Source organism: Niastella sp. OAS944, from assembly GCA_024809215.1.
Classification (GTDB): Bacteria; Bacteroidota; Bacteroidia; order Chitinophagales; family Chitinophagaceae; genus Niastella.
In genome coordinates, this window is the sequence record JANUBW010000003.1 from 266,074 (window position 1) to 286,462 (window position 20,389).

20 protein-coding genes are annotated in these 20,389 nt (G+C 43.6%); 11 read left to right on the top strand and 9 right to left on the bottom strand.

Features of this window, described 5'->3' with window-relative positions:
* The first annotated feature begins 109 nt into the window (after nt 1-109).
* The 6 genes from GGD38_RS15670 to GGD38_RS15695 all read left to right on the top strand — a co-directional run bounded on the left by GGD38_RS15670 (nt 110) and on the right by GGD38_RS15695 (nt 7,802).
* Nucleotides 110-1,561, top strand: coding sequence for an Ig-like domain-containing protein (locus tag GGD38_RS15670; protein ID WP_375297189.1), 1,452 nt, complete (start codon nt 110-112; stop codon nt 1,559-1,561).
* A 170-nt stretch (nt 1,562-1,731) separates the two neighbouring features.
* Nucleotides 1,732-2,349 carry a recombination mediator RecR gene (gene recR, locus GGD38_RS15675; RefSeq protein WP_375297190.1) on the top strand — a complete coding sequence of 206 codons (618 nt, stop codon included), beginning with the start codon at nt 1,732-1,734 and terminating at the stop codon, nt 2,347-2,349.
* A 356-nt stretch (nt 2,350-2,705) separates the two neighbouring features.
* Complete coding sequence (locus tag GGD38_RS15680; protein ID WP_375297191.1) at nt 2,706-3,734, top strand: homocysteine S-methyltransferase family protein; 1,029 nt, start codon at nt 2,706-2,708, stop codon at nt 3,732-3,734.
* A gap of 128 nt (nt 3,735-3,862) precedes the next feature.
* Nucleotides 3,863-4,012, top strand: coding sequence for a hypothetical protein (locus GGD38_RS15685; RefSeq protein ID WP_375297192.1), 150 nt, complete (start codon nt 3,863-3,865; stop codon nt 4,010-4,012).
* Nucleotides 4,013-4,185: 173 nt separating this feature from the next.
* Nucleotides 4,186-6,897, top strand: a complete 2,712-nt coding sequence (gene metH, locus GGD38_RS15690) for a methionine synthase (protein ID WP_375297193.1) — start codon at nt 4,186-4,188, stop codon at nt 6,895-6,897.
* An 89-nt stretch (nt 6,898-6,986) separates the two neighbouring features.
* Nucleotides 6,987-7,802, top strand: a complete 816-nt coding sequence (locus GGD38_RS15695; RefSeq protein WP_375303844.1) for a hypothetical protein — start codon at nt 6,987-6,989, stop codon at nt 7,800-7,802.
* Between the two features lie 73 nt (nt 7,803-7,875).
* Here the strand turns inward: GGD38_RS15695 and GGD38_RS15700 are convergent, their stop codons facing one another.
* Nucleotides 7,876-8,625 carry a TIGR00730 family Rossman fold protein gene (locus GGD38_RS15700; RefSeq protein ID WP_375297195.1) on the bottom strand — a complete coding sequence of 250 codons (750 nt, stop codon included), beginning with the start codon at nt 8,623-8,625 and terminating at the stop codon, nt 7,876-7,878.
* Between the two features lie 40 nt (nt 8,626-8,665).
* Here GGD38_RS15700 and GGD38_RS15705 point away from each other — a divergent pair, with 40 nt between their 5' ends.
* The 4 genes from GGD38_RS15705 (at nt 8,666) to GGD38_RS15720 (ending at nt 10,577) form a co-directional block, all read left to right on the top strand.
* A complete protein-coding gene (locus GGD38_RS15705; RefSeq protein WP_375297196.1) occupies nt 8,666-9,430 on the top strand; it encodes an exodeoxyribonuclease III in 765 nt (254 codons plus the stop codon).
* Nucleotides 9,431-9,507: 77 nt separating this feature from the next.
* On the top strand, nt 9,508-9,813 hold the full coding sequence (locus tag GGD38_RS15710; protein WP_375297197.1) for a DUF4286 family protein: 306 nt from the start codon (nt 9,508-9,510) through the stop codon (nt 9,811-9,813).
* A gap of 206 nt (nt 9,814-10,019) precedes the next feature.
* Nucleotides 10,020-10,373, top strand: a complete 354-nt coding sequence (locus GGD38_RS15715) for an HU family DNA-binding protein (protein WP_165920396.1) — start codon at nt 10,020-10,022, stop codon at nt 10,371-10,373.
* Between the two features lie 99 nt (nt 10,374-10,472).
* A complete protein-coding gene (locus tag GGD38_RS15720) occupies nt 10,473-10,577 on the top strand; it encodes a 30S ribosomal protein THX (RefSeq protein WP_132554829.1) in 105 nt (34 codons plus the stop codon).
* An 89-nt stretch (nt 10,578-10,666) separates the two neighbouring features.
* On the opposite strand, the gene pdxH is transcribed toward GGD38_RS15720, so the two are convergent.
* Nucleotides 10,667-11,311 (bottom strand): pyridoxamine 5'-phosphate oxidase, encoded by a 645-nt coding sequence (pdxH, locus tag GGD38_RS15725; protein WP_375297198.1) that lies wholly within the window; start codon nt 11,309-11,311, stop codon nt 10,667-10,669.
* A gap of 112 nt (nt 11,312-11,423) precedes the next feature.
* Between pdxH and GGD38_RS15730 the strand changes: the two genes are divergently transcribed.
* The gene (locus GGD38_RS15730) at nt 11,424-12,485 is read left to right on the top strand and encodes an RsiV family protein (protein WP_375297199.1); all 1,062 of its coding nucleotides are present in this window, start codon (nt 11,424-11,426) and stop codon (nt 12,483-12,485) included.
* A 70-nt stretch (nt 12,486-12,555) separates the two neighbouring features.
* Here the strand turns inward: GGD38_RS15730 and GGD38_RS15735 are convergent, their stop codons facing one another.
* The 7 genes from GGD38_RS15735 to rplM all read right to left on the bottom strand — a co-directional run bounded on the left by GGD38_RS15735 (nt 12,556) and on the right by rplM (nt 19,667).
* Nucleotides 12,556-14,097 (bottom strand): BACON domain-containing protein, encoded by a 1,542-nt coding sequence (locus GGD38_RS15735; RefSeq protein ID WP_375297200.1) that lies wholly within the window; start codon nt 14,095-14,097, stop codon nt 12,556-12,558.
* A 390-nt stretch (nt 14,098-14,487) separates the two neighbouring features.
* Entirely contained in the window at nt 14,488-15,537 is a 1,050-nt protein-coding gene (locus tag GGD38_RS15740; RefSeq protein WP_375297201.1) for a hypothetical protein, read from the bottom strand.
* 207 nt (nt 15,538-15,744) lie between these two features.
* Nucleotides 15,745-16,458 (bottom strand): UMP kinase, encoded by a 714-nt coding sequence (gene pyrH, locus GGD38_RS15745; protein WP_375297202.1) that lies wholly within the window; start codon nt 16,456-16,458, stop codon nt 15,745-15,747.
* Between the two features lie 281 nt (nt 16,459-16,739).
* Nucleotides 16,740-17,579, bottom strand: a complete 840-nt coding sequence (tsf, locus tag GGD38_RS15750) for a translation elongation factor Ts (RefSeq protein WP_375297203.1) — start codon at nt 17,577-17,579, stop codon at nt 16,740-16,742.
* 210 nt (nt 17,580-17,789) lie between these two features.
* Nucleotides 17,790-18,725 (bottom strand): 30S ribosomal protein S2, encoded by a 936-nt coding sequence (gene rpsB, locus GGD38_RS15755; protein WP_375297204.1) that lies wholly within the window; start codon nt 18,723-18,725, stop codon nt 17,790-17,792.
* A 95-nt stretch (nt 18,726-18,820) separates the two neighbouring features.
* Entirely contained in the window at nt 18,821-19,210 is a 390-nt protein-coding gene (rpsI, locus tag GGD38_RS15760) for a 30S ribosomal protein S9 (RefSeq protein ID WP_375297205.1), read from the bottom strand.
* Nucleotides 19,211-19,223: 13 nt separating this feature from the next.
* Complete coding sequence (gene rplM, locus GGD38_RS15765; RefSeq protein ID WP_081171591.1) at nt 19,224-19,667, bottom strand: 50S ribosomal protein L13; 444 nt, start codon at nt 19,665-19,667, stop codon at nt 19,224-19,226.
* Nucleotides 19,668-20,389 lie beyond the last annotated feature (722 nt).

Consider the following 20,389-nt stretch of genomic DNA (forward strand, 5'->3'; position numbering starts at 1 on the left):
TGAGCAAATTCAACCAGCCGTTTAGGCAAAGCATCCGCACCCGGCAACCAACAACATTTAACGCTTTAGAGGCAACATTTGCCAATAAACAGCTTAAGTTTGCGGCCTTATGAAGTATGCTTCTATATTTAAGATAGTTTCGCCGTTACTCATCATCATCGCACTGCTTCCTTCTACCCTGGTGCAAACTGGTTGTGCCAATATTGCGCCTCCCATGGGCGGTCCACGCGACTCGCTGCCACCCCGACTTTTGAAAGTAAATCCACGCGACTCTGCCACTAAGTTTACCGGCAAAAAGATCGTTATGGAGTTTGATGAGTTTGTGCAAATAGAGAACATCCAGGAAAACCTGCTGGTATCGCCGGTACCCAAAATAAATCCCCTCGTCGATTATAAACTTCGTACGGTAACGGTAACTGTGAAAGACACCCTGGAACCGAACACTACCTACGCTCTCGATTTTGGTAATGCCCTAAAAGACATAAACGAAGGCAATATATTAAAGAACTTCACCTACCGGTTCTCTACAGGCGACGCGCTCGATTCATTAAAGCTTACGGGTAAAGTGATCATTGCCGAAACCGGAAAAACCGACTCTACCCTTATTGTTATGCTGCATAGCAGCACCGACGATTCGGCAGTAATAAAAGAAAAGCCCCGCTACGTTGCCCGGGTTGATAAAGATGGCAACTATAACTTCAATAACCTGCCCGGTGGTAATTTTGCCCTGTTTGCGTTAAAAGATGAAGGCGGCCAACGCCGTTACCTCAGCAGCAGCCAGTTATTTGCTTTTGCCGATGCACGTGTAACGCCCGAAATTTCGCCAAAGCCATTGACCTTATACGCTTACACCGAAAAAGAAGAGGAAGATAAAAATGGAAAAGGCCCTAAACCGCCAACGCCAGGTAAAGGGGGAAATAACAGAAAGAAAGACAACAAAGAAGATAAAAGCCTAAAATTTGAAACCAGCCTTAGCGGTACCGAATTAGATCTGCTAAGCCAGTTCGAGTTCAGGTTTAACACACCGCTCAAAACGTTCGATACGACCAAAGTACGACTGGCAAACGAAAAAGATGAATTGCTTACCAAATACCGCTTTATTAGGGATACCAGCAACAAAAAAGTGACCCTTTCGTATGCCTGGGCGCCTAATACAGCCTACAATGTCATTGTTGACTCGGCATTTGCCATAGATACAGCAGGTAATACCGCACCTAAACATGATACCATCGCCTTTAGAACCAAAGACGAAAACGAATATGGGTTGCTCAAACTGCGTCTCATAAATCTCGATCTGAGTAGAAATCCTGTTCTGCAATTTATTTCAGGCGACCAGGTAAAGTTCTCCTGGCCCATGACCAATAAAGAATTCTACGCCAGATTATTTGCCCCTGGCGAATACGACCTGCGCATTTTATATGATGATAACAAAAACGGTATTTGGGACCCCGGCTCCTTCTTTGAAAAGCGCCATCAGCCCGAAAAAGTATTGCCTATAAGCCGCAAAATAACGGTGAAAGCCAAATGGGATAATATCATTGATATTACCCTTGAGAAATGACAAATGAAGAATTAGAAATGAGAAATTAAAAAGAGGATAAAACTAAATAAACAGTATAGGTAAATAACTGGGTCTCTGCTTATTAGGCAGGGGCCCTTTTTAATTGTACCCGGTACTTTGAACAGTGAACTATGAGCTGGGAACTAAGAACTTAGAACTATCTTTGCCTTATGGAATTTTCTTCTTCTTTGTTAGAGAATGCAGTGAGTGAATTTGCAAAACTGCCCGGTATTGGAAAGAAAACGGCGTTGCGGCTGGTGCTTCATTTATTGAAGCAAGACCCCGGCAATGTTGAGAATTTTGGCGAAGCGATACTTAAAATGCGCCGGGAGATAAAGTTTTGCGAACGTTGTTACAATGTGGCCGATCATTCCACCTGCGCCATTTGCGCCAATCCCATGCGTAAGCAGGAACTCATTTGTGTGGTTGAGAACATTCGTGATGTTATAGCCATTGAAAGCACCCAGCAGTTCAGCGGCGTTTACCATGTACTGGGCGGCATTATTTCCCCGCTCGATGGCATTGGGCCCGACCAGCTTACCATTGAACCTCTTATACAACGAATTCCCCAGGAAAAGACCGAAGAGCTCATTTTTGCCCTGAACCCCAACATACAAGGCGATACCACCATTTATTATATTCAAAAAAAGCTACAGGGCACTTCTGTTAAGATCACCACCATTGCCCGCGGTATCGCTTTTGGCGGCGAACTGGAATACGCCGATGAAATGACGCTTGCACGCAGTATTACCAACCGCCTGCCGGTTGAAAAATATGTACAACACTAGGCAGAATGCGTCAAACACACGCCCACTTTGATATTAACATAACAAGCTGTAAATTTGCATCCGCATAGGCAGATTTGTTTATTGTTCGGCCTGTGCATCCTGAGCAGGGACCGGCATCTGGCTCTATTATAACCATCAGAACAGATGCTTATAACTGAACTAATAAACGCAAAGAAACTCACGCCACAACAAGTTTCCCAACGTTTACCGGTTCGGTAATGAATGAAGTTGAGTGTCGCAAATGCTTACTTCGTTGTTGCCAGCAGCGTCCTGATACTGACATCTGGACCGATATTGACATTTGACCGGCCTTGCTCATCAACAAAAACCGCTATGCTAAATAAAAGGAGGGCAGCATGAAAACAATACAACAATGCCTTCAGGAAAGGATCCTGATCATTGATGGGGCTATGGGAACCATGATCCAACGCCATAAGCTTGAAGAACCCGATTACCGGGGTGAACGTTTTAAAGATTGGCCCAGCGACCTAAAAGGGAACAATGACCTTCTGGTACTTACGCAACCCAACATCATTAAAGGCATTCACAAAGAATATCTCGCAGCCGGCGCCGATATTATTGAAACCAATACGTTCAATGCGCAGGTTATATCACTGGCCGACTACCACATGGAGTCGCTGGCCTATGAGTTGAACTTCGAAGCCGCCAAGGTGGCCAAAGAGGCCGTAAAGGAGTTCTTTGCCGATCCTTCTACCAACAAAAATGGTCGCGAAAGAGCCTGGGTAGCCGGTGCCATTGGTCCGCTCAATAAAACACTTTCCTTATCGCCCGATGTAAACAACCCTGGTTTCAGGGCGCTTACGTTCGATGAGGCAATGACTGCTTATTACGAGCAGGTAAAGGGACTGGTTGATGGTGGTGTTGATCTGTTACTGATTGAGACCATCTTCGATACCCTCAATGCCAAAGCCGCTATATATGCTATAAAGAAATATTTCGCCGACGAAAATAAGGTCGAGCTGCCTATCATGATCAGTGGCACCATTACCGATGCCTCGGGTCGTACATTGAGCGGACAAACCCTTGAAGCCTTCTATACTTCAGTTATGCACGCCAAACCGCTTTCCATAGGCCTCAACTGTGCGTTGGGTGCTTCGGACATGCGGCCGCATATTGAAGAGTTAAGCCAAATAGCAGCTTGTTATACATCGGCTTACCCTAATGCAGGTTTGCCAAACGCCATGGGCGAATATGATGAACAACCTGAGCAAACTGCCCACTTCCTTGAAGACTGGGCCAGCGAAGGTTTTGTAAATATTGTGGGCGGCTGTTGCGGCACCACGCCAGATCATATTCAGCACATTGCCGAGCACGTTCGCAAATTCAAACCAAGACCCTTACCGGAATTGGAGAAGGCTTTATAAAGAAACTTGAGGTCGCAATTTGCGACCTCAAACAGGAAAAGGAAATTTTGATATCACAATTTGTGATATCAAACAGGATCAGCTCTGGTAGTAGTAATTCATTAATGTAAATCATTAAACAAATTGCTATGAGTAAGAAACTGACTAAAGCCATTGAAGATCAGGAGATTATTGATTGTATTCGGATTATTCGCGGGCAAAAAGTAATGTTAGACAGGGACCTGGCAAGAATGTTCAGATCATTAGAGTATACACCAGGTTGCGGCAGTTCCTGTTAAACAACCTGAACAATGAAGAAATAAGGAACAAGATCGAGTCCATTGAAAAGAACCTTATCAAAAAAGACGAAGAGATACAGACCATTTTTAAAATATTAAAGGAATTACTGCTGCAGGAACCAGCGCCTGCGCGGGAACCAATAGGTTTCAAGATTCCTAAAAAGTAAATAATTATGTCCACAAATATTACGATAAAACCATACTTGCGCCTTTCGGGCTTAGAGCCATTGGTCATTCGCCCCGAAACCAATTTTGTGAACGTAGGTGAACGTACCAACGTAACCGGTTCAAAAAAATTCGCCCGGCTTATCAGGGAGAACAAGTATGAAGAAGCACTCAGTGTTGCCCGCCAACAGGTAGAAAGCGGCGCCCAGGTACTTGACGTAAATATGGACGATGCCCTGCTGGATGGCGTAAAAGCCATGACCACCTTCCTGAACCTGCTACAAAGCGAGCCCGATATTGCCAAGATCCCCATCATGATCGACAGCTCAAAATTCGAAGTAATTGAAGCCGGCTTAAAATGCGTTCAGGGTAAATGTATAGTGAACTCAATTTCCATGAAAGAAGGAGTTGACAAGTTCATTCGCGAAGCAAAGATCTGTAAGCTATATGGCGCTTCGGTTGTTGTAATGGCATTCGATGAACAGGGACAGGCCGATACCCTGCAACGCCGCGTAGATATTTGTACAACCGCCTACAACATCCTTACCGAACAGGTTGGCTTCGACCCACAGGATATTATTTTCGACCCCAACATATTTGCAGTAGCAACAGGTATTGAAGAGCATAACAACTATGCCGTTGACTTTATTGAGGCTACCCGCATCATAAAACAAAGAATGCCCCTGGCCAAAATTAGCGGCGGGGTTAGTAACGTATCTTTCTCATTTCGTGGTAACGAGCCCGTACGCGAGGCTATGCACTCGGTATTCCTGTACCACGCTATTAAAGCGGGTATGGATATGGGTATCGTAAACGCCGGCCAGCTGGTGGTTTACGATGAAATAGAACCGCAACTACGCGAGCTGTGCGAAGATGTTATACAGAACCGCCGCGAAGATGCTACCGACCGCCTGATAACATTTGCAGAAACAGTTAAGGCAAAAGATAAATCAGAGGTAAAGAACGAAGCCTGGCGCGCCAATACTGTTGAAGATCGCCTTAAACATGCACTCATTAACGGTATTACCGACTATATTGACCAGGATACCGAAGAGGCCCGCCAGAAGTACCCCAAACCACTCGATGTTATTGAAGGCCCTTTAATGGACGGTATGAACGTGGTGGGCGACCTGTTTGGAAGTGGTAAAATGTTTCTGCCACAGGTGGTAAAAAGCGCCCGTGTAATGAAAAAGTCAGTGGCTATTCTTACCCCATATATTGAAGAAGAGAAAGAAAGACTGCGTAACAGCGGAGAGGCATCAGCCACATCAGGTGCTGCCAAGATCTTATTAGCTACTGTTAAAGGCGATGTACATGATATAGGAAAGAACATTGTAGGCGTGGTATTAGGCTGTAATGGCTACGATATTATCGACATGGGTGTAATGGTGCCTGCCGACAAGATCCTTGAAACAGCACAGAAAGAAAAAGTAGACATCATTGGTTTAAGTGGCCTTATTACCCCTTCGCTCGACGAAATGGTGCACGTAGCCCACGAAATGAAACGGCGCAACATGAACCAGCCCCTGCTTATTGGGGGCGCCACCACATCGCGTATGCACACGGCCGTTAAAATAGCCCCCCAATACGAAAACGGGGTAGTGCATGTGCTCGATGCATCGCGCAGTGTAACCGTGGCCGGTTCATTATTAAGCAAAGAACAAAAGCCCGAATTCCTTTCAACCATAGGTAAAGAATACCAAAAACTGCGCGACGATTTCGGTAGCAAAAAAACAGCAAAGCAATATCTCCCTTTCGAACAGGCACAGGAAAACCGCGTAGCCATCGACTGGAACAACTATACGCCGGTTGTGCCCCAATTCACCGGCACAAAGATCTTCGATAACTACGACCTCAACGAACTGGTTGACTACATAGACTGGGGCCCGTTCTTTATAGCCTGGGAGTTACATGGTAAGTTCCCGGCCATTTTACAGGATGAAAAAGTAGGAAAGGAAGCCACCAAATTGTTTGAAGACGCCAACGAACTGCTTAACACCATCATTAAAGAAAAATGGTTAACCGCCCGCGGGGTTATCGGTTTCTGGCAGGCAAACAGCAATGGCAAAGACTCTATGTTCATTTATGACGAGAACGGGAAAGAAAAGGCCAGGCTCGAATCACTGCGCCAGCAAAATAAAAAAGCTGCCGGGCAACCGAACTTTTCTTTAGCTGACTTTGTAAAGCCAGAAACCAATGGCGGAAATGATTACATGGGGGCGTTCTCTGTTACTATACATGGAATAGAGCCTCACATAAAAAAGTTTGTAGAAAATCACGACGATTACAACAAAATTATGCTACAGGTGTTAGCAGATAGGCTTGCCGAGGCTTTTGCCGAGCTATTGCATGAACGGGTGCGGAAGGAATTTTGGGGATATGCAAAAGAAGAGCATTTAACTAACGAAGAATTAATAAAAGAATCATATTCAGGAATAAGACCAGCGCCAGGTTATCCGGCCTGCCCTGATCATACTGAAAAATACAAACTATTCAATTTGCTTGGCGGACAGGAAGCTACAGGTATTACCCTTACAGAATCCCTGGCCATGTACCCCGCATCGTCTATTTGCGGCTGGTATTTCGCCCATCCGCAAAGCCAGTATTTTGGATTAGGTAAAATTCAGAAAGACCAGGTTGTTGATTATGCCGCCCGCAAAAATATGCCGGTTGAAGAGATAGAAAGATGGCTGCGCCCTGTTCTTGAGTATGATGTGTAAATCTTTGTAAAGACTGGTTCACAATATTAAAAACATCATATTCGTTTGGGCATCGTTCCCTTGGTTAACGACTATTAATCTGTAGCGTCATGAGTAATTCCCGTATACATGCTATTATAGCAATAGCATGTATGGTTAATCTAGTGCCTTATTTCGTAGCAGCACAATCCAGATCCAAATCGAGCCGCAAAGGTGAAATTTATTTCTCCTGGGGTTATAATAAGGAATGGTACACAAAAAGCAACATCAGGATCAACCAGCCAGAGCTTGGCAATTATTATAGCTTAAGACACGTTGAAGCGCATGACCATCCGGGCTGGGACGAAGGCTTGTTCAGCAGAGCATTAACTATTCCGCAATACAATTACCGCCTTGGTTATTTCTTCAGCGACGACCTGGCCATTGAGATAAACTTCGACCACACCAAATACATTATAGACCAGCAGGAAATTCATTATACTGGTAAAATGGACAATAAGCCAGTTGACGCTACCTTAGACTGGAAGGAAGAGAACGGGTTTTATTACTTCCTCAACAACGGCGCCAATTTCTTATTGTTCAACATTGTAAAGAACTGGAACCTGTATGAGCACCCTACTAACAAAATAAGGATCGATATGTTAGGTAAAGCAGGTATTGGCCCCGTTCTTCCACACGTTGAGAACAGCTTTTTCGGACAAAAAAACAAACCCGACTTTCAGTTTGGCGGTTGGAACTTCGGCGTTGAACAGGCAATAAAAGCTACCTTTTACAAATATGCATACCTTGAGTTTTCCCATAAAATAGATTATGCCCGGTATGCCCATTTGCATATATACAAAGGCAAAGCCCGCCAGGCATTTGGCACTTATGAATTGATCTTAAGCCTGGGTGTAAACATCCCCACCATCAAGAAGCATAAATAGAAGACGACTGTTATAAAATAACAAAAGGGGTAATGAGCTGTGCAAGCCATTACCCCTTTTGCATTATAATTGTTTATCTCTTCTCAAACAACCAGCGCCAGGCCTGGCGGGGCCTCACTTTATAATTGCTGCTGATATAAGACTGAATATGGTCCATTGCTTCATCAATGCTGTCGGTAAGCAAAACAAGTTTCATGTCCTCGCGACTGATGGTGCCCTGTTGTGCCATAAACTCCGCATAGTTCCACAAGTTGCTGTAGTATTCTTTTCCAAATAACACAATGGGGAATTGCGTAATTGTTTTGGTTTGTACAAGGGTCAACGTTTCAAAGAACTCATCCATAGTGCCAAAGCCACCCGGCATAATGATAAACGCATATGAGTATTTAACCAATAACACTTTGCGTACAAAGAAATGCTCGAAGGTAATTGACTTGGTTACGTATTTATTTACATGTTGCTCAAATGGCAATTGTATGTTACAACCAACTGATACCCCGCCGTTTTCAAAAGCCCCGCGATTGGCAGCTTCCATAATACCGGGGCCGCCGCCCGTCATGGTAACAAAACCGGTTTCGGCAATGCGTTTGCCAAAAGTGCGGGCGCTTTCATAATATGGATGGTCTTCTTTAAACCGGGCCGAACCAAAAACAGTGATACAGGGACCCATAAAATGCAATGACCTGAATCCCTTAATAAATTGTTTGAACACCCGCCACGCAAAGGCCAGCTCATAAGTACGGCTTTTAGGCCCTTCTAAATAAACCTGCTCCTTAGGTGGTATTATTGGCTCAATCTTTTTCTTTACTGAAGCTGCTTCCATATCAATAGTGTAAATTGCCAGCCAAATTAAACAAAAAATCATGCGCATCATTAGCTATAATGTTAATGGCATACGAGCCGCCATGACAAAGGGTTTTTGCGAATGGTTAAAGACCGACCCCGCAGATATTATTTGCCTGCAGGAAACAAAAGCCACTAAAGACAATGTAAACCGTCAGCAGGTTATCGAGTGCGGTTATGAAGACTACTGGTTTTCGGCATCGAAAAAAGGGTATAGCGGTGTAGCCGTATTTACCAAAATAAAACCCGATAACGTTGAATACGGCAACAAACATGCGGTAAGTGATGATGAAGGAAGAATAATACAGCTCGATTTCGGAGATATCCGCCTTGTGAATGCGTATTTTCCATCGGGTACAACCGGTGATGTACGGCAAACATTTAAATACGAGTGGCTCGATCACTTTTATTCCTATTTGGAAACACTGAAGCAAAAACATCCCAACCTCATTTTGTGCGGCGATTATAATATTGCCCACACCGAAATAGATATTCACGACCCTAAGGGAAATAAGAACACTTCGGGCTTTTTACCCAATGAAAGAGCGTGGATGGATAAACTTTTTAATAATGGCTGGATAGATACTTTCCGTCATTTTCATCCTGAGCCAAATCGCTACAGCTGGTGGAGCCAGCGTTTCCCTACAGTAAGACTGCAAAATAAAGGTTGGCGGCTCGATTACATCAATGCTACCGAACCATTACGCAACCGCTTGAAGAATGCCGACATATATCACGATGTTAAGCACAGTGATCATTGCCCGGTTTATCTGGAACTTAATTAGTGATCAATTGTAATTTTTACACCTTATTCTGCGTTTGATACAACATTTTATCATGCAAATTGTATTATACTGTCGCCATGATCGTTCATAACATTACGATAAAGATCGTTCCTGACATTGAAGAAGCGTGGATACAGTGGCAACAGCAGGAACATATACCCGCAATAATGGCATGTGGACAGTTTTCCCAATGGAAAATGTTCCGTTTGCTGGAGCAGGATGATAGCGATGGCCTGACCTTTGTAATACAATATTTCGCGCCAACACTGGAAAACTATATCAGGTACATTGAGGAATTTGCCCCTGTTTTCAGGCAGCAGGCATTTGATAAATGGGGAGAACGCTTTATTGCGTTCAATACAGTAATGGAGGTTGTGAACTGATTGTGGAAAATAAATTTTAAAGGTTTCCCCGGCTAAATTTATTGTATATTCCACGAAACCCTTTACAGGCCAGCATTTCAGCCGGCATCGCATGAAACACAGCGCAGTACAGGCTTTCAGCGTGTAACATCAATTCACATAACACATTACAAAACATTTCAATTTGCTAAAATCCTTGCCCCAAGCGGATTTCAGCACTTTATCAAATGTTAATTTTTCGACCAAAAAATTTTGTTTCAAGTAAAAAGCGGCTAAATTTGTTGCTGCATAAATTCTTAAAAAATCACACTATGAACAAAGCTGAATTAATTGCAAAACTTGCCGATGATTCAGGCATTACCAAGACTCAGGCTAATGCTGCTCTGGATTCTTTCATCGAAGCAGTTACCAAAACCCTGAAAGGTGGTGGTAAAGTTACCCTGGTAGGTTTTGGTACATTCTCTGTATCAAAAAGAGCAGCTCGCAATGGTCGTAATCCGCAAACCGGTGCTGTGATTAAGATTAAAGCTAAAAAAGTTGCCCGTTTTAAAGCAGGTAAAGAATTGCAGGCTAAATTATAATTATTGCCTTACGCACGAAAGGCTCCGTTACTGCATGCGAAGTATCGGAGCTTTTTTTATTTTTGCATCAATTTTATAATCACTTAATAAACCAATAACATGGGTAGAGGAGATAAAAAAACGAAGAAAGGTAAGATCTTCAAAGGATCATACGGTAAAAGCCGTCCTGCAAGAATTAAAAGAATTGCAGAAAAAAAGAAGTAAGAACTTTATAGACGGGATAAGAGGTTAATAAGTTGAAAAGCTAATTCTCAACCTGTTAACCTCTTAATTTTTTATAGAAGGCAAGCTAATTAAGGCGCCAGGCGCTCAATCTTCCAGGTATTATCGCCCTGTAAGCTATACTGCAACCTATCGTGCAAACGGCTGGGGCGCCCCTGCCAAAATTCAATGTTTATAGGTTTTACACGATATCCGCCCCAATGGGCAGGCCGGCTCAACGGTTTACCAGTGAAATCTTTAACCAGTGTTTTTTCCCGCTCCTCTAACCACTCCCTGTTCTCAATAACCTGGCTTTGTGGCGATGCCCATGCGCCAATACGACTTCCTTCGGGGCGACTGTTAAAATAAATATCACTTTCCTCTGCAGAAACTTTCTCCACCAGGCCGGTTATACGCACCTGCCGTTCCAGTTCTTTCCAGAAAAAAACCAGGCAGGCCCTTGGGTTTTCGGCCAGTTGCAGCCCTTTAAAGCTGTCGTAATTGGTAAAAAATACAAAGCCGCGCTCATCAAAACCTTTTAATAACACAATTCGTGCAGCCGGTATACCATCGGCAGATGCAGTAGCCAGCGTCATGGCGTTTACTTCATCAATTTCACTATGTATGGCCTCCTGCCACCATTTATCAAACTGCCCAATGGCACTTGCATCTACGTCTTTCTCCAAAAGCGACCTTAACTTGTAATCTTTACGAATATCTGCTATAGTTGATGACATGAACCTGTAATTTTATAAAGCAAAGTTAATGGCATGAACAATTAACATTCCTGATTTTGATCATAACCATTTAGCTGCTAAATTAACCTTACTTCTACTTATACTTTACCGTATGAAATATATTTTTACTTTGTTATTAATTGCGGGTAGCGTTCATATTACCCTTGCACAAAAAAGTAAACCCGCTCCTCTTATCACCCGTTTCTATCAACTTACCGGTTCTATTGATAAATACCCCATTACCCTTAACATACATCGCAAAGGCAATGATTTTTACGGAAGCTATTATTACAACTCTACAGAAGAAACCATTGATCTGTTCGGTGTACTGCAAAACGACGGGTCCTTACGACTAACCAACAACAACCGCGAAAGCGGTGATATGAATGAAGAATTTTCAGGAAAATTTAAAGACAGTTCTTTTTCAGGTACCTGGTTGCATAATGGAAAAGTGCTGCCATTTAGGGTAACAAAACCCCTTAATACAAACGGCTTATACTTCGACTATGTGATCACTAAAGGGTCTAGATCGTTACCGAAAGATCAGCAATTTGGCCGTTCCGAAATAACGTATGATGCTGCTGCAGTGTGCCCCACCGCTTCATCAACACACCCGGCAACAAAACTAATAAGGGAAAAGATCTTTGAGGCATTTGGCTATACATCTACAAACGGTACAATAGGCGAGGCAATGCTTGCCGATAAAAAAGATGTACTGAGCCAGGGAGGTGAAATTGAAAAATATGGCGTTAGTATTAGTGTAAATATTGTATACCTGAGTAAACAATTACTAACGCTTTCTATATTGACCTGGGAAGATAACGGCGGGGCGCATGGCAATTACACCATAAAATATGTAAATATTGACCTGGTAAATAACAGTGAAGTAGGCGCCGTGTTTAATGAATGCGCTCAGCTACCGGCGTTACAGGAAAAGAAAGTACGTGAATACTTTAACGCATCAGGTAACCAAAAGCTTTCCGAATTCCTGCTGGTTGATACCCTTCCTACACCAAATAATTGTATAATTACTTCCAAAGGCATCACCTTCAGTTACGACCCGTACGAAATTGCAGCCTATGCTGCCGGCCAGATAAAGCTGTACATTCCTTTTAAAGAAATACAAGGTTGTTTAACCGATGAGTTTAAGAAACTTGTAGGAATGAATAAATAAATTAAAAACAACAAACCCGCTCAAACAGGAGCGGGTTTGTTGTTTAACAATATAAGTTCAACTAAGAAGATTAATACTCTTTGTATTTCAACAACAGGCCATCGTCTTTACCTTTTGAAGTGGTTGTTGTATAACCACCAACATAAAAGCTGCCATCGGTATTTATCAACAAAGAGGCGCCATATTCATAATCGACCCCGCCAAACGTTTTGCTCCATAATGTTTTACCGCTGGTGTTTAATTTTAACAACCACAGGTCATCATAGCCCTGGGTTACCCCCACATCGCCATCCATAGAGCTCGATGTACCGGCAATGAGGTAGCCGCCACCGGGGGCAACCGCAACCGCAGTACCATCTTCGTAAGAAGTACCGCCCATTAAACGGTTCCATTCTATTTCTCCGTTTGCATTTACTTTAATAACCCACATGTCGCTACCACCATGAATTGTTCCTACGGTGCCGCTTTGGTTACTGTAGGTATTACCGTTTATAATGGCGCCGCCATCGGGTGTGCTTACTATGCCATTGGCACGATCATAATTGCTACCGCCAAAAACCTTCGCCCATTCCTTATCGCCATTTGCTTTCAGCTTTAGGATCAGGTAGTCCTCCATACCATAACCAGTGCCTACATCTCCACTATTACTACTCCTTGTGGTACCTGCCACAAATATTGACCCGGTTGAAGAAACACTAACAGCATAGCCTGCATCTTCTGCAGAACCGCCATATGATTTTTGCCACTCTACGTTTCCATTGCTGTTAAATTTCACTACCAGTACATCTTTGTTAGTACTAACAGAAAGGGATTCGCCTACAACTACAAAACCGCCGTCGGCAGTGGCTGCTATGCTTTGCGCATAATCATCATACGCTCCGCCAAGGGTTTTGGTCCAGGCAGTTGTACCATTGCTGTTAAATTTTATGATCCACCAGTCGGTTTGACCATTGTTGGCGCCCACATCGCCATTTGAATTACTTTGTGTGTACCCGGCAACTATATAACCACCATCGGCAGTAGCAATAGCATCTATAGCCGCATCGTACCAGGTACCACCCATTACACGGGTCCAAACAGTATCGTGGTTACTGTTTAATTTAACCAACCAGGCATCGTAATCGCCATGATTTGAAATTACATCGCCGCTTTTATTGCTGGCAGTAATACCCGATAAAAACAGGCCGCCGTCTTTAGTAGCTATTACATCATTAATGTAATCGTCTGCGGCGCCACCCCAATTTTTCTGATACGACAGTTGTACGTTATAAGGTTTTTGTGAGATGGTTGCCTGCGCCTGCAAATTGCCCGCCGTTACAGTAATTGTTGCCGAGCGCGCCTGCGTACCTTCGTATTCACTAATTGCAGATAAGCGAATGGTGTCGTTTCCTTTACCTGAGGTTTTATTTGCCTGTAACCATTCGGCGCCGGATGACACCGCAACCTGCCACTCGACATTTGATTCAACGATCAATTCTGCCGAAGCGCCCTGAACCGGCGCTATTGAAAGAGAAGTTTGATTTAAATTGAGAACAGGCGTTACATCATCATTGTTTTTTTTACACGAAATAACAGCCACGCCCATGGCTAACACAAGTAGAAATTGTTTCATAGATACGAATAATAATTAAAGGTTTTTGTTTGGGATATTGTTACCGTTACAACTTTTTTTCTTACGGGTCTTATAGCGAACGTTAGTAGTAAAAAGGCCGTAGGATGACCTTATTGGGGCCGAAAAGTAAATAACAATTCTTACTTGGCGGTAATTAGTTTATAAGTGTGCGTTTTTGCCAATAACCGTGTAGATATTGGCTATAGACGTGTAAATGAGGAATGAAGAATTAGAAATTAAAAAGGTGAAGACAAATGTTGATGTTGAATGTCGAAGTGAATATAGTTCCGGATTGCCGCTGCTGTATTCGCTTTCGGCTTTTAGCTTTAGGCTTTCGGCTGTATTTTGTATTTGCTTTAGACTTTTAGCTTTAGGCTTTCAGCCGTATTATTACTCCGGTGGCTGATCCTGCCCCTTATTACCTTTTCCCTGTACCCTTGCAAGCATTACTTCAATTTCGCTCATACGGCGAAGCTGGTTCTCCAGCTTTTTATTATGTTCAGAGATCTGTTGCAGATCGCGGTTAAGCTCTTCAAGAAAGGTTACCTTTTTTTGCAACTGCTGGCGTTGAAAGTTCGATTCGCGCAGTTTTTCTTCGGTATCGGCCAGCAGGCGCGACAGGCGGCGGTTCTCCTCCAACAGGTCTAAATGCTTTTGTTTGTACTCGTCAAACTCCCTTATGAGCTTAAAGTTGTTCTGTTGTATTTCTTCAAACTCAAACTGGCGGCTGGGCGGGTTGCTAAGGCTTTCTACTTTCGACAATTTTTCACGCAGGGCATTGAACTCTTCATATGCCTTTTGCATGCGCTCTTCCATTTCATCTGACAGCAGCTGTTGTTGCTCCAGTTCAACAATGCGGGCATCCTTACCGGCCAGTACGGTAAGCATTTCGTTCAGGCGGGCGTTCAGCTCCTCGTTGGCTTTTATTGTATCAATGTGTTTGAACTCTGTTTGCTTCAACAGTTCTATTTGATCGAGCAGTAAGGTTATTTGATGGTGTTGTTCTGCCAGCCCCTGCTGCGTTTTTTGCAGGCGCATAAGGTATTCCTCACTTTGTTCCTCCTGCGATGAAAGCGTTCTTTCTGCAGGCTGTGGTGCATCGTGGCGGCGTTTTAATTCCTTGTGCAGCTCTTCCACTTCAATGGTAAGCAACTGCTCATTATCGCGCACTTCATCGAGCTCGCGGCGTAACTGCATTTGTTCTTTTTCCTGCAGTTCCATATCCTCATAATATTTCAGACGCCATTCTTCATTATCAAGAAAAGCAGTATCGGCCAGAATAGGCGGTTCGGGCTCGGGAAGTTTTAACGACATGGTCCTTCGGCTCACCAAAAAGAAATGAATAAAGAAGCCGAGTGCTACACCGCCCAGCAGGAAGATAATAATTTCAAGGATCCCAACGTACATCTGATACCCCAGTATAACCAGTAAATAGTTCATAACGGCTTCGGAATTAGTATAAATACCGCATCACAGATAGCGATCAACACAGACTATTTTTCATGGGATTTTGAAAAAAGACGGAATGAAAAAACCACCGGGGAAGGTGGTTTTTCTTATAGGAAATTTAATACAGTAAACTGATAAATGCAAAAATGCGCCAAATAAATTTAAGCCGCTGTTTATCAGCTATTTATTAACTATTTATTAGCCTTTTACCAGGGTACCAACCTTTTCGCCACAAGCTACGCGGCGCAGGTTGCCCGGTTTGTTCATATCAAATACAATGATGGGCAGTTTGTTCTCCATACAAAGGGTAAACGCCGTCATGTCCATTACCCGCAGGTTTTTTGAGATGCATTCCTGGAAGGTGATGCTTTCGTATTTTTTGGCTGTGGGATCTTTTTCAGGATCGGCCGTGTAAATGCCATCAACGCGGGTGCCTTTCAGGATCACATCGGCCTGTATTTCGATAGCGCGCAGCGAGCCGGCCGTATCGGTTGTGAAATAAGGGTTACCGGTTCCGGCGCCAAAGATCACTACTCTGCCTTTTTCAACGTGGCGAATTGCGCGGCGGCGAATGTATGGTTCAGCGATCTGTTCCATTTTTATGGCACTTTGTAAGCGTGTAAAAACGCCTATCTTCTCTAACATAGCCTGCATGGCCATTCCGTTTATCACCGTGGCCAGCATGCCCATATAATCGCCATGAGCGCGTTCGATACCAGTTTCTGCTTCATTCATACCCCGGTAAATATTACCGCCACCAATAACAATAGCCACCTGAACACCCAGGTCGGCCACCTCTTTGATGTCATGTGCATATTGCGCCAGGATAGCGGGATCCATTCCAAAACTTTTATCGCCCATCAACGATTCACCGGAGAGTTTTACTAAAATGCGTTTGTACTTTGGTAGCATGTATGACTGACCTTTTATATTTATGATTCCTGTTTCTGAATTTCAACCAACAACGCTAATCACAGGCACTGGGCCAGGATTCTAAGAACCAGGAACTTAGCACCAAAAATTAAGCACTAAGCACCAGGGAAAAAGAACTTAAAGGGCTGTGCAAAGAAAGGATTTTTTATTAATGTTTTACACCTTTTGTGAAATGCTTTACACACCAGCTCAAAAAAAAGAGGAAACTACCCGTAAGCAGTTTCCCCTTTATTTATTTAGAATTGATATTCTTCGAAGTATTATCCCAAAGCTACGCGTTTGAATTCGGTAACAGTTAAGCCACCATCAACGCTTTTCAGGTAATCACCTACGGTTTTAGAGCTATCTTTTACGAAAGCCTGGTTAACCAGGGTGCTTTCTTTAAAGAAGGCGTTCAGTTTACCTTCGGCGATCTTATTGATCATATCATCGGGTTTACCGGCCATTTTAGGATCAGCCTTAATTTGCTCGGTAACGATGGCGCGCTCGCGCTCGATAGTAGCAGCAGAAACAGAGCTTGCATCAACAGCAACCGGGTTCATAGCAGCAATTTGCATAGCTACGTCTCTACCAGCTTCAGCAGCAGCTTTGCTTAAACCTACCAGTACACCAATACGGTTTGCACCGTGAATGTAAGAGGCAACAAACTCAGCATCTACACGCTCAAATTTAGTAATACCAATTTTTTCACCAATGCTGGCTAATTTATCGTTAACCAGGTCGGCAACTTTAGCGCCGTTGATAGAAACAGCGTTCAGTTCATCGAGTGATTTTACATTGCCGGCAACAGCAGCATCGATAATGCTTTGTGCAAAAGCAACGAAGTCGGCGTTTTTACCAACGAAGTCGGTTTCGCAGCTAACGCAAATGGCGATACCTGTTTTATTATCAGCAGTGGTTTTAGCCAAAACCACACCTTCTTTTGCCTCACGATCGCCACGCAGTGCAGCAACCTTAGCGCCTTTTTTACGAAGCCAGTCGATAGCTGCTTCGAAATCGCCATTGGTTTCTGTCAAAGCCTTACGGCAATCCATCATTCCGGCACCGGTCATCTGACGCAGCTTATTAATATCAGCGGCAGTAATAGCAACACCTGACATAGTAATTTGAAGATTTAATTATGTTTGAAATTTGAAAATGCGTCACAAATAACCCGATTCTATTCAAATCAAACTATTCGTGAAGCATTTTCATTTTATTAATTCTGTTCAGTAGCGTTATAACAGCACAAGAGTGCGACGCAACGGAAGTTCAATAGTTGATCTGCAGCCAGGTTCATAATTATGAACTAAGAACTGAGAACTAAGCAACTATCTTCTGCCACCGCCAGGTCCACGGTTGCCGCCAGGACGGTTACCACCGCCTCTGTTCTGACCACCGCCACCTCTGTTTTGGCCACCACCGCGGTGACCACCGCCACCGCCCTGACCACGACCGCCGCCTTGACCGCGACCGCGACCACCTTCAGCTTCAGCTTCAGCCTGCAGGCGTTGTGCTTTCTTTTCTTTTTCGATATCCTCAGCATCAACATCAGTTTCTTCGTCTTTAGCAGCTTGTCTTTCAGCAAGACCTTCAGCTATAGCGGCAGTAACGTATTGAGTAATGATAGCGATAGATTTGGTAGCGTCGTCGTTTGCAGGAATTGCAAAGTCAACTTTATTAGGATCGCAGTTGGTATCAACCATACCGAAGGTAGTGATGCCCAATCTTTTGGCTTCAGCCAATGCGATGTGCTCGTGACCGATGTCGATGATGAACAAAGCGGCAGGTACACGGCCCAGTTGGCTGATACCACCCAATACTTTATCCATTTTATCGCGGTCGCGACCGAGGGTTAATTTTTCTTTTTTGGTAAGAACGTCTGCAGTGCTTTCGCTCAGCATTTTGTCGATGCTCTGCATTTTCTTAACGCTTTTACGAACGGTGTTGAAGTTGGTCAACATACCACCTAACCAACGCTCGGTAACGAAAGGCATGTTCACTTTACGTGCGCACTCAGTAACAATTTCTTTCGCTTGTTTCTTTGTACCAACGAACATGATCTTTTTACCGCTGCGGGCGATCTGCTTTAAAGCAGCAGCCGCTTCTTGCAGGTGCTCGGTAGTTTTATTGAGGTCGATGATGTGAATACCTTTCTTTTCAGCAAAAATGTAAGGTAACATTTTTGGGTTCCACTTCTTACGCAGGTGACCGAAGTGAACACCGGCATCCAGGAGCTGCTGTTGCAATGAAGTGTTATTTTCCATTTATCTAAGTTGAAAATGTGTGTTTGAAAAATTTGATAATGACCACAAGCGCTTCCAAAACGCGCTCCGCCAAAAGACGGAGGCGTTGGTATGGATTAACGTTTGCTGAACTGGTAGCTGCGACGAGCTTTTTTGTGACCGAATTTCTTACGCTCAACAGATCTTGGATCGCGACGAAGAACACCAGCTGCTTTTAATGCAGGACGGAATTCAGCGTTCAGTTCAATCAGCGCACGACCGATACCGAGTTTAGCGGCTTCAGCCTGGCCTTTCATACCACCACCGGCAGCATTGATCTTTACATCAAATTTATCGAGAGTCTGAGTAGCTTTTAAAGGCAGCTCAACCTGGTTTTGTAAATAAACCAATTGAAAATATTCTTTGTAGTCTTTATCGTTAACGGTGATCTTACCGGTTCCGCGTGACAACCAGATACGTGTCACAGCTTCTTTACGACGACCTACGGCATTTTTTTGCTTTTCCATGTATGATTTACAATTAGAAAGTTAAAGATTGTGGTTTCTGTGCAGCATGCTCGTGTTGGTCGCCGGCATACACAAATAGTTTTTTATACATTTTGCGGCCAAGGCGATTCTTTGGCAACATACCTTTTACCGCTCTTTCTACTACTACTTCGGGGCGACGACGCAGCAGTTCGCGAGCAGTTTCAGATTTTTGACCACCGGGGTAACCTGAGAAGGTCAGGTATTCTTTTTCCTCGGTTTTGTTGCCGGTGAATTTTACTTTTTCGGCATTGATAACAATGATGTAGTCTCCGCAATCAACATGTGGCGTATAATAAGGCTTATTCTTACCACGAAGAATGGCCGCTATTTTCGCGCACATGCGTCCCACGGTTTGATTGGTACCGTCTACAACATACCAGTTGCGTTTTACGGTAGCCGCATTCGCATGTTGGGTAGTGAAATGTAGTTTACTCATTTTTAAAACTTTTAGCTGAAACTATTTTTTAGGCTTCAGCCGGTTAAGAAATAAACAGCAGCGCCATCCCGCCTGCCATTTCCGAAAATAGTATGGGTAACTAAAAACGGGTCGCAAAGATAGAAGGATATAATGGGTAGAACAACAAATTAGGAAACTATTTTTTCATCGAAGCTTTACAATTTATTGATTTTCAATAAATATTTTGACATATATTTTTTCTTACTGCCTCAAAGGCCCGGTTTTTCTGGGTTTTAGGCTCTTCCTTTACGGAAAATGTTAGGTAAATAAGGTGGTTTGTCGGTGTTAACCTTTGAGTTTGCAGTTCCTAGTTCATAGTTCATAGTTCTTAGTTCTTAGTTCTTAGTTCACAGGAAAACCTTAGGTCTTTGGCTAGTGAATGATGAGTGGTGAATGGTGAATGGTGAATGGTGAGTGGGGCTCGCGAAAGTTAAAAATAACGCCTGGGTTTGCGCTGGCCGAACCTTTGCCGATTCAGTTCACAGCTCATAGTTCATAGTTCTTAGTTCACAGGAAAACCTCAGGTTTTTGGCTAGCTTAGTTCACAGTTTTTAGTTCATAGTTCGCAGTTCGCAGCTCACAGGCCGTTCTCAGTTATTCAGTTTCATTAGGTTCGCTGCGCCCGCCCTGGGCCTTGGAGCCTGGCTTTCGCCAACAGTTTCTGATTTCGAGTTTAGGGTTTGGTTCGCTAACGTTGAGCG

Bases quoted from the DNA above. Each gene is read 5' to 3' on its own strand.
- GGD38_RS15730 (WP_375297199.1), top strand. From the start codon at position 11,424: ATGAAATATATTTTTACTTTGTTATTAATTGCGGGTAGCGTTCATATT.
- GGD38_RS15740 (WP_375297201.1), bottom strand. From the start codon at position 15,537: ATGAACTATTTACTGGTTATACTGGGGTATCAGATGTACGTTGGGATC.
- pdxH (WP_375297198.1), bottom strand. From the start codon at position 11,311: ATGTCATCAACTATAGCAGATATTCGTAAAGATTACAAGTTAAGGTCG.
- metH (WP_375297193.1), top strand. From the start codon at position 4,186: ATGTCCACAAATATTACGATAAAACCATACTTGCGCCTTTCGGGCTTA.
- pyrH (WP_375297202.1), bottom strand. From the start codon at position 16,458: ATGCTACCAAAGTACAAACGCATTTTAGTAAAACTCTCCGGTGAATCG.
- GGD38_RS15670 (WP_375297189.1), top strand. From the start codon at position 110: ATGAAGTATGCTTCTATATTTAAGATAGTTTCGCCGTTACTCATCATC.
- GGD38_RS15710 (WP_375297197.1), top strand. From the start codon at position 9,508: ATGATCGTTCATAACATTACGATAAAGATCGTTCCTGACATTGAAGAA.
- GGD38_RS15735 (WP_375297200.1), bottom strand. From the start codon at position 14,097: ATGAAACAATTTCTACTTGTGTTAGCCATGGGCGTGGCTGTTATTTCG.
- GGD38_RS15700 (WP_375297195.1), bottom strand. From the start codon at position 8,625: ATGGAAGCAGCTTCAGTAAAGAAAAAGATTGAGCCAATAATACCACCT.
- GGD38_RS15685 (WP_375297192.1), top strand. From the start codon at position 3,863: ATGAGTAAGAAACTGACTAAAGCCATTGAAGATCAGGAGATTATTGAT.
- GGD38_RS15715 (WP_165920396.1), top strand. From the start codon at position 10,020: ATGTTAATTTTTCGACCAAAAAATTTTGTTTCAAGTAAAAAGCGGCTA.
- GGD38_RS15695 (WP_375303844.1), top strand. From the start codon at position 6,987: ATGAGTAATTCCCGTATACATGCTATTATAGCAATAGCATGTATGGTT.
- GGD38_RS15705 (WP_375297196.1), top strand. From the start codon at position 8,666: ATGCGCATCATTAGCTATAATGTTAATGGCATACGAGCCGCCATGACA.
- rplM (WP_081171591.1), bottom strand. From the start codon at position 19,667: ATGAGTAAACTACATTTCACTACCCAACATGCGAATGCGGCTACCGTA.
- GGD38_RS15680 (WP_375297191.1), top strand. From the start codon at position 2,706: ATGAAAACAATACAACAATGCCTTCAGGAAAGGATCCTGATCATTGAT.
- tsf (WP_375297203.1), bottom strand. From the start codon at position 17,579: ATGTCAGGTGTTGCTATTACTGCCGCTGATATTAATAAGCTGCGTCAG.
- rpsB (WP_375297204.1), bottom strand. From the start codon at position 18,725: ATGGAAAATAACACTTCATTGCAACAGCAGCTCCTGGATGCCGGTGTT.
- rpsI (WP_375297205.1), bottom strand. From the start codon at position 19,210: ATGGAAAAGCAAAAAAATGCCGTAGGTCGTCGTAAAGAAGCTGTGACA.
- GGD38_RS15720 (WP_132554829.1), top strand. From the start codon at position 10,473: ATGGGTAGAGGAGATAAAAAAACGAAGAAAGGTAAGATCTTCAAAGGA.
- recR (WP_375297190.1), top strand. From the start codon at position 1,732: ATGGAATTTTCTTCTTCTTTGTTAGAGAATGCAGTGAGTGAATTTGCA.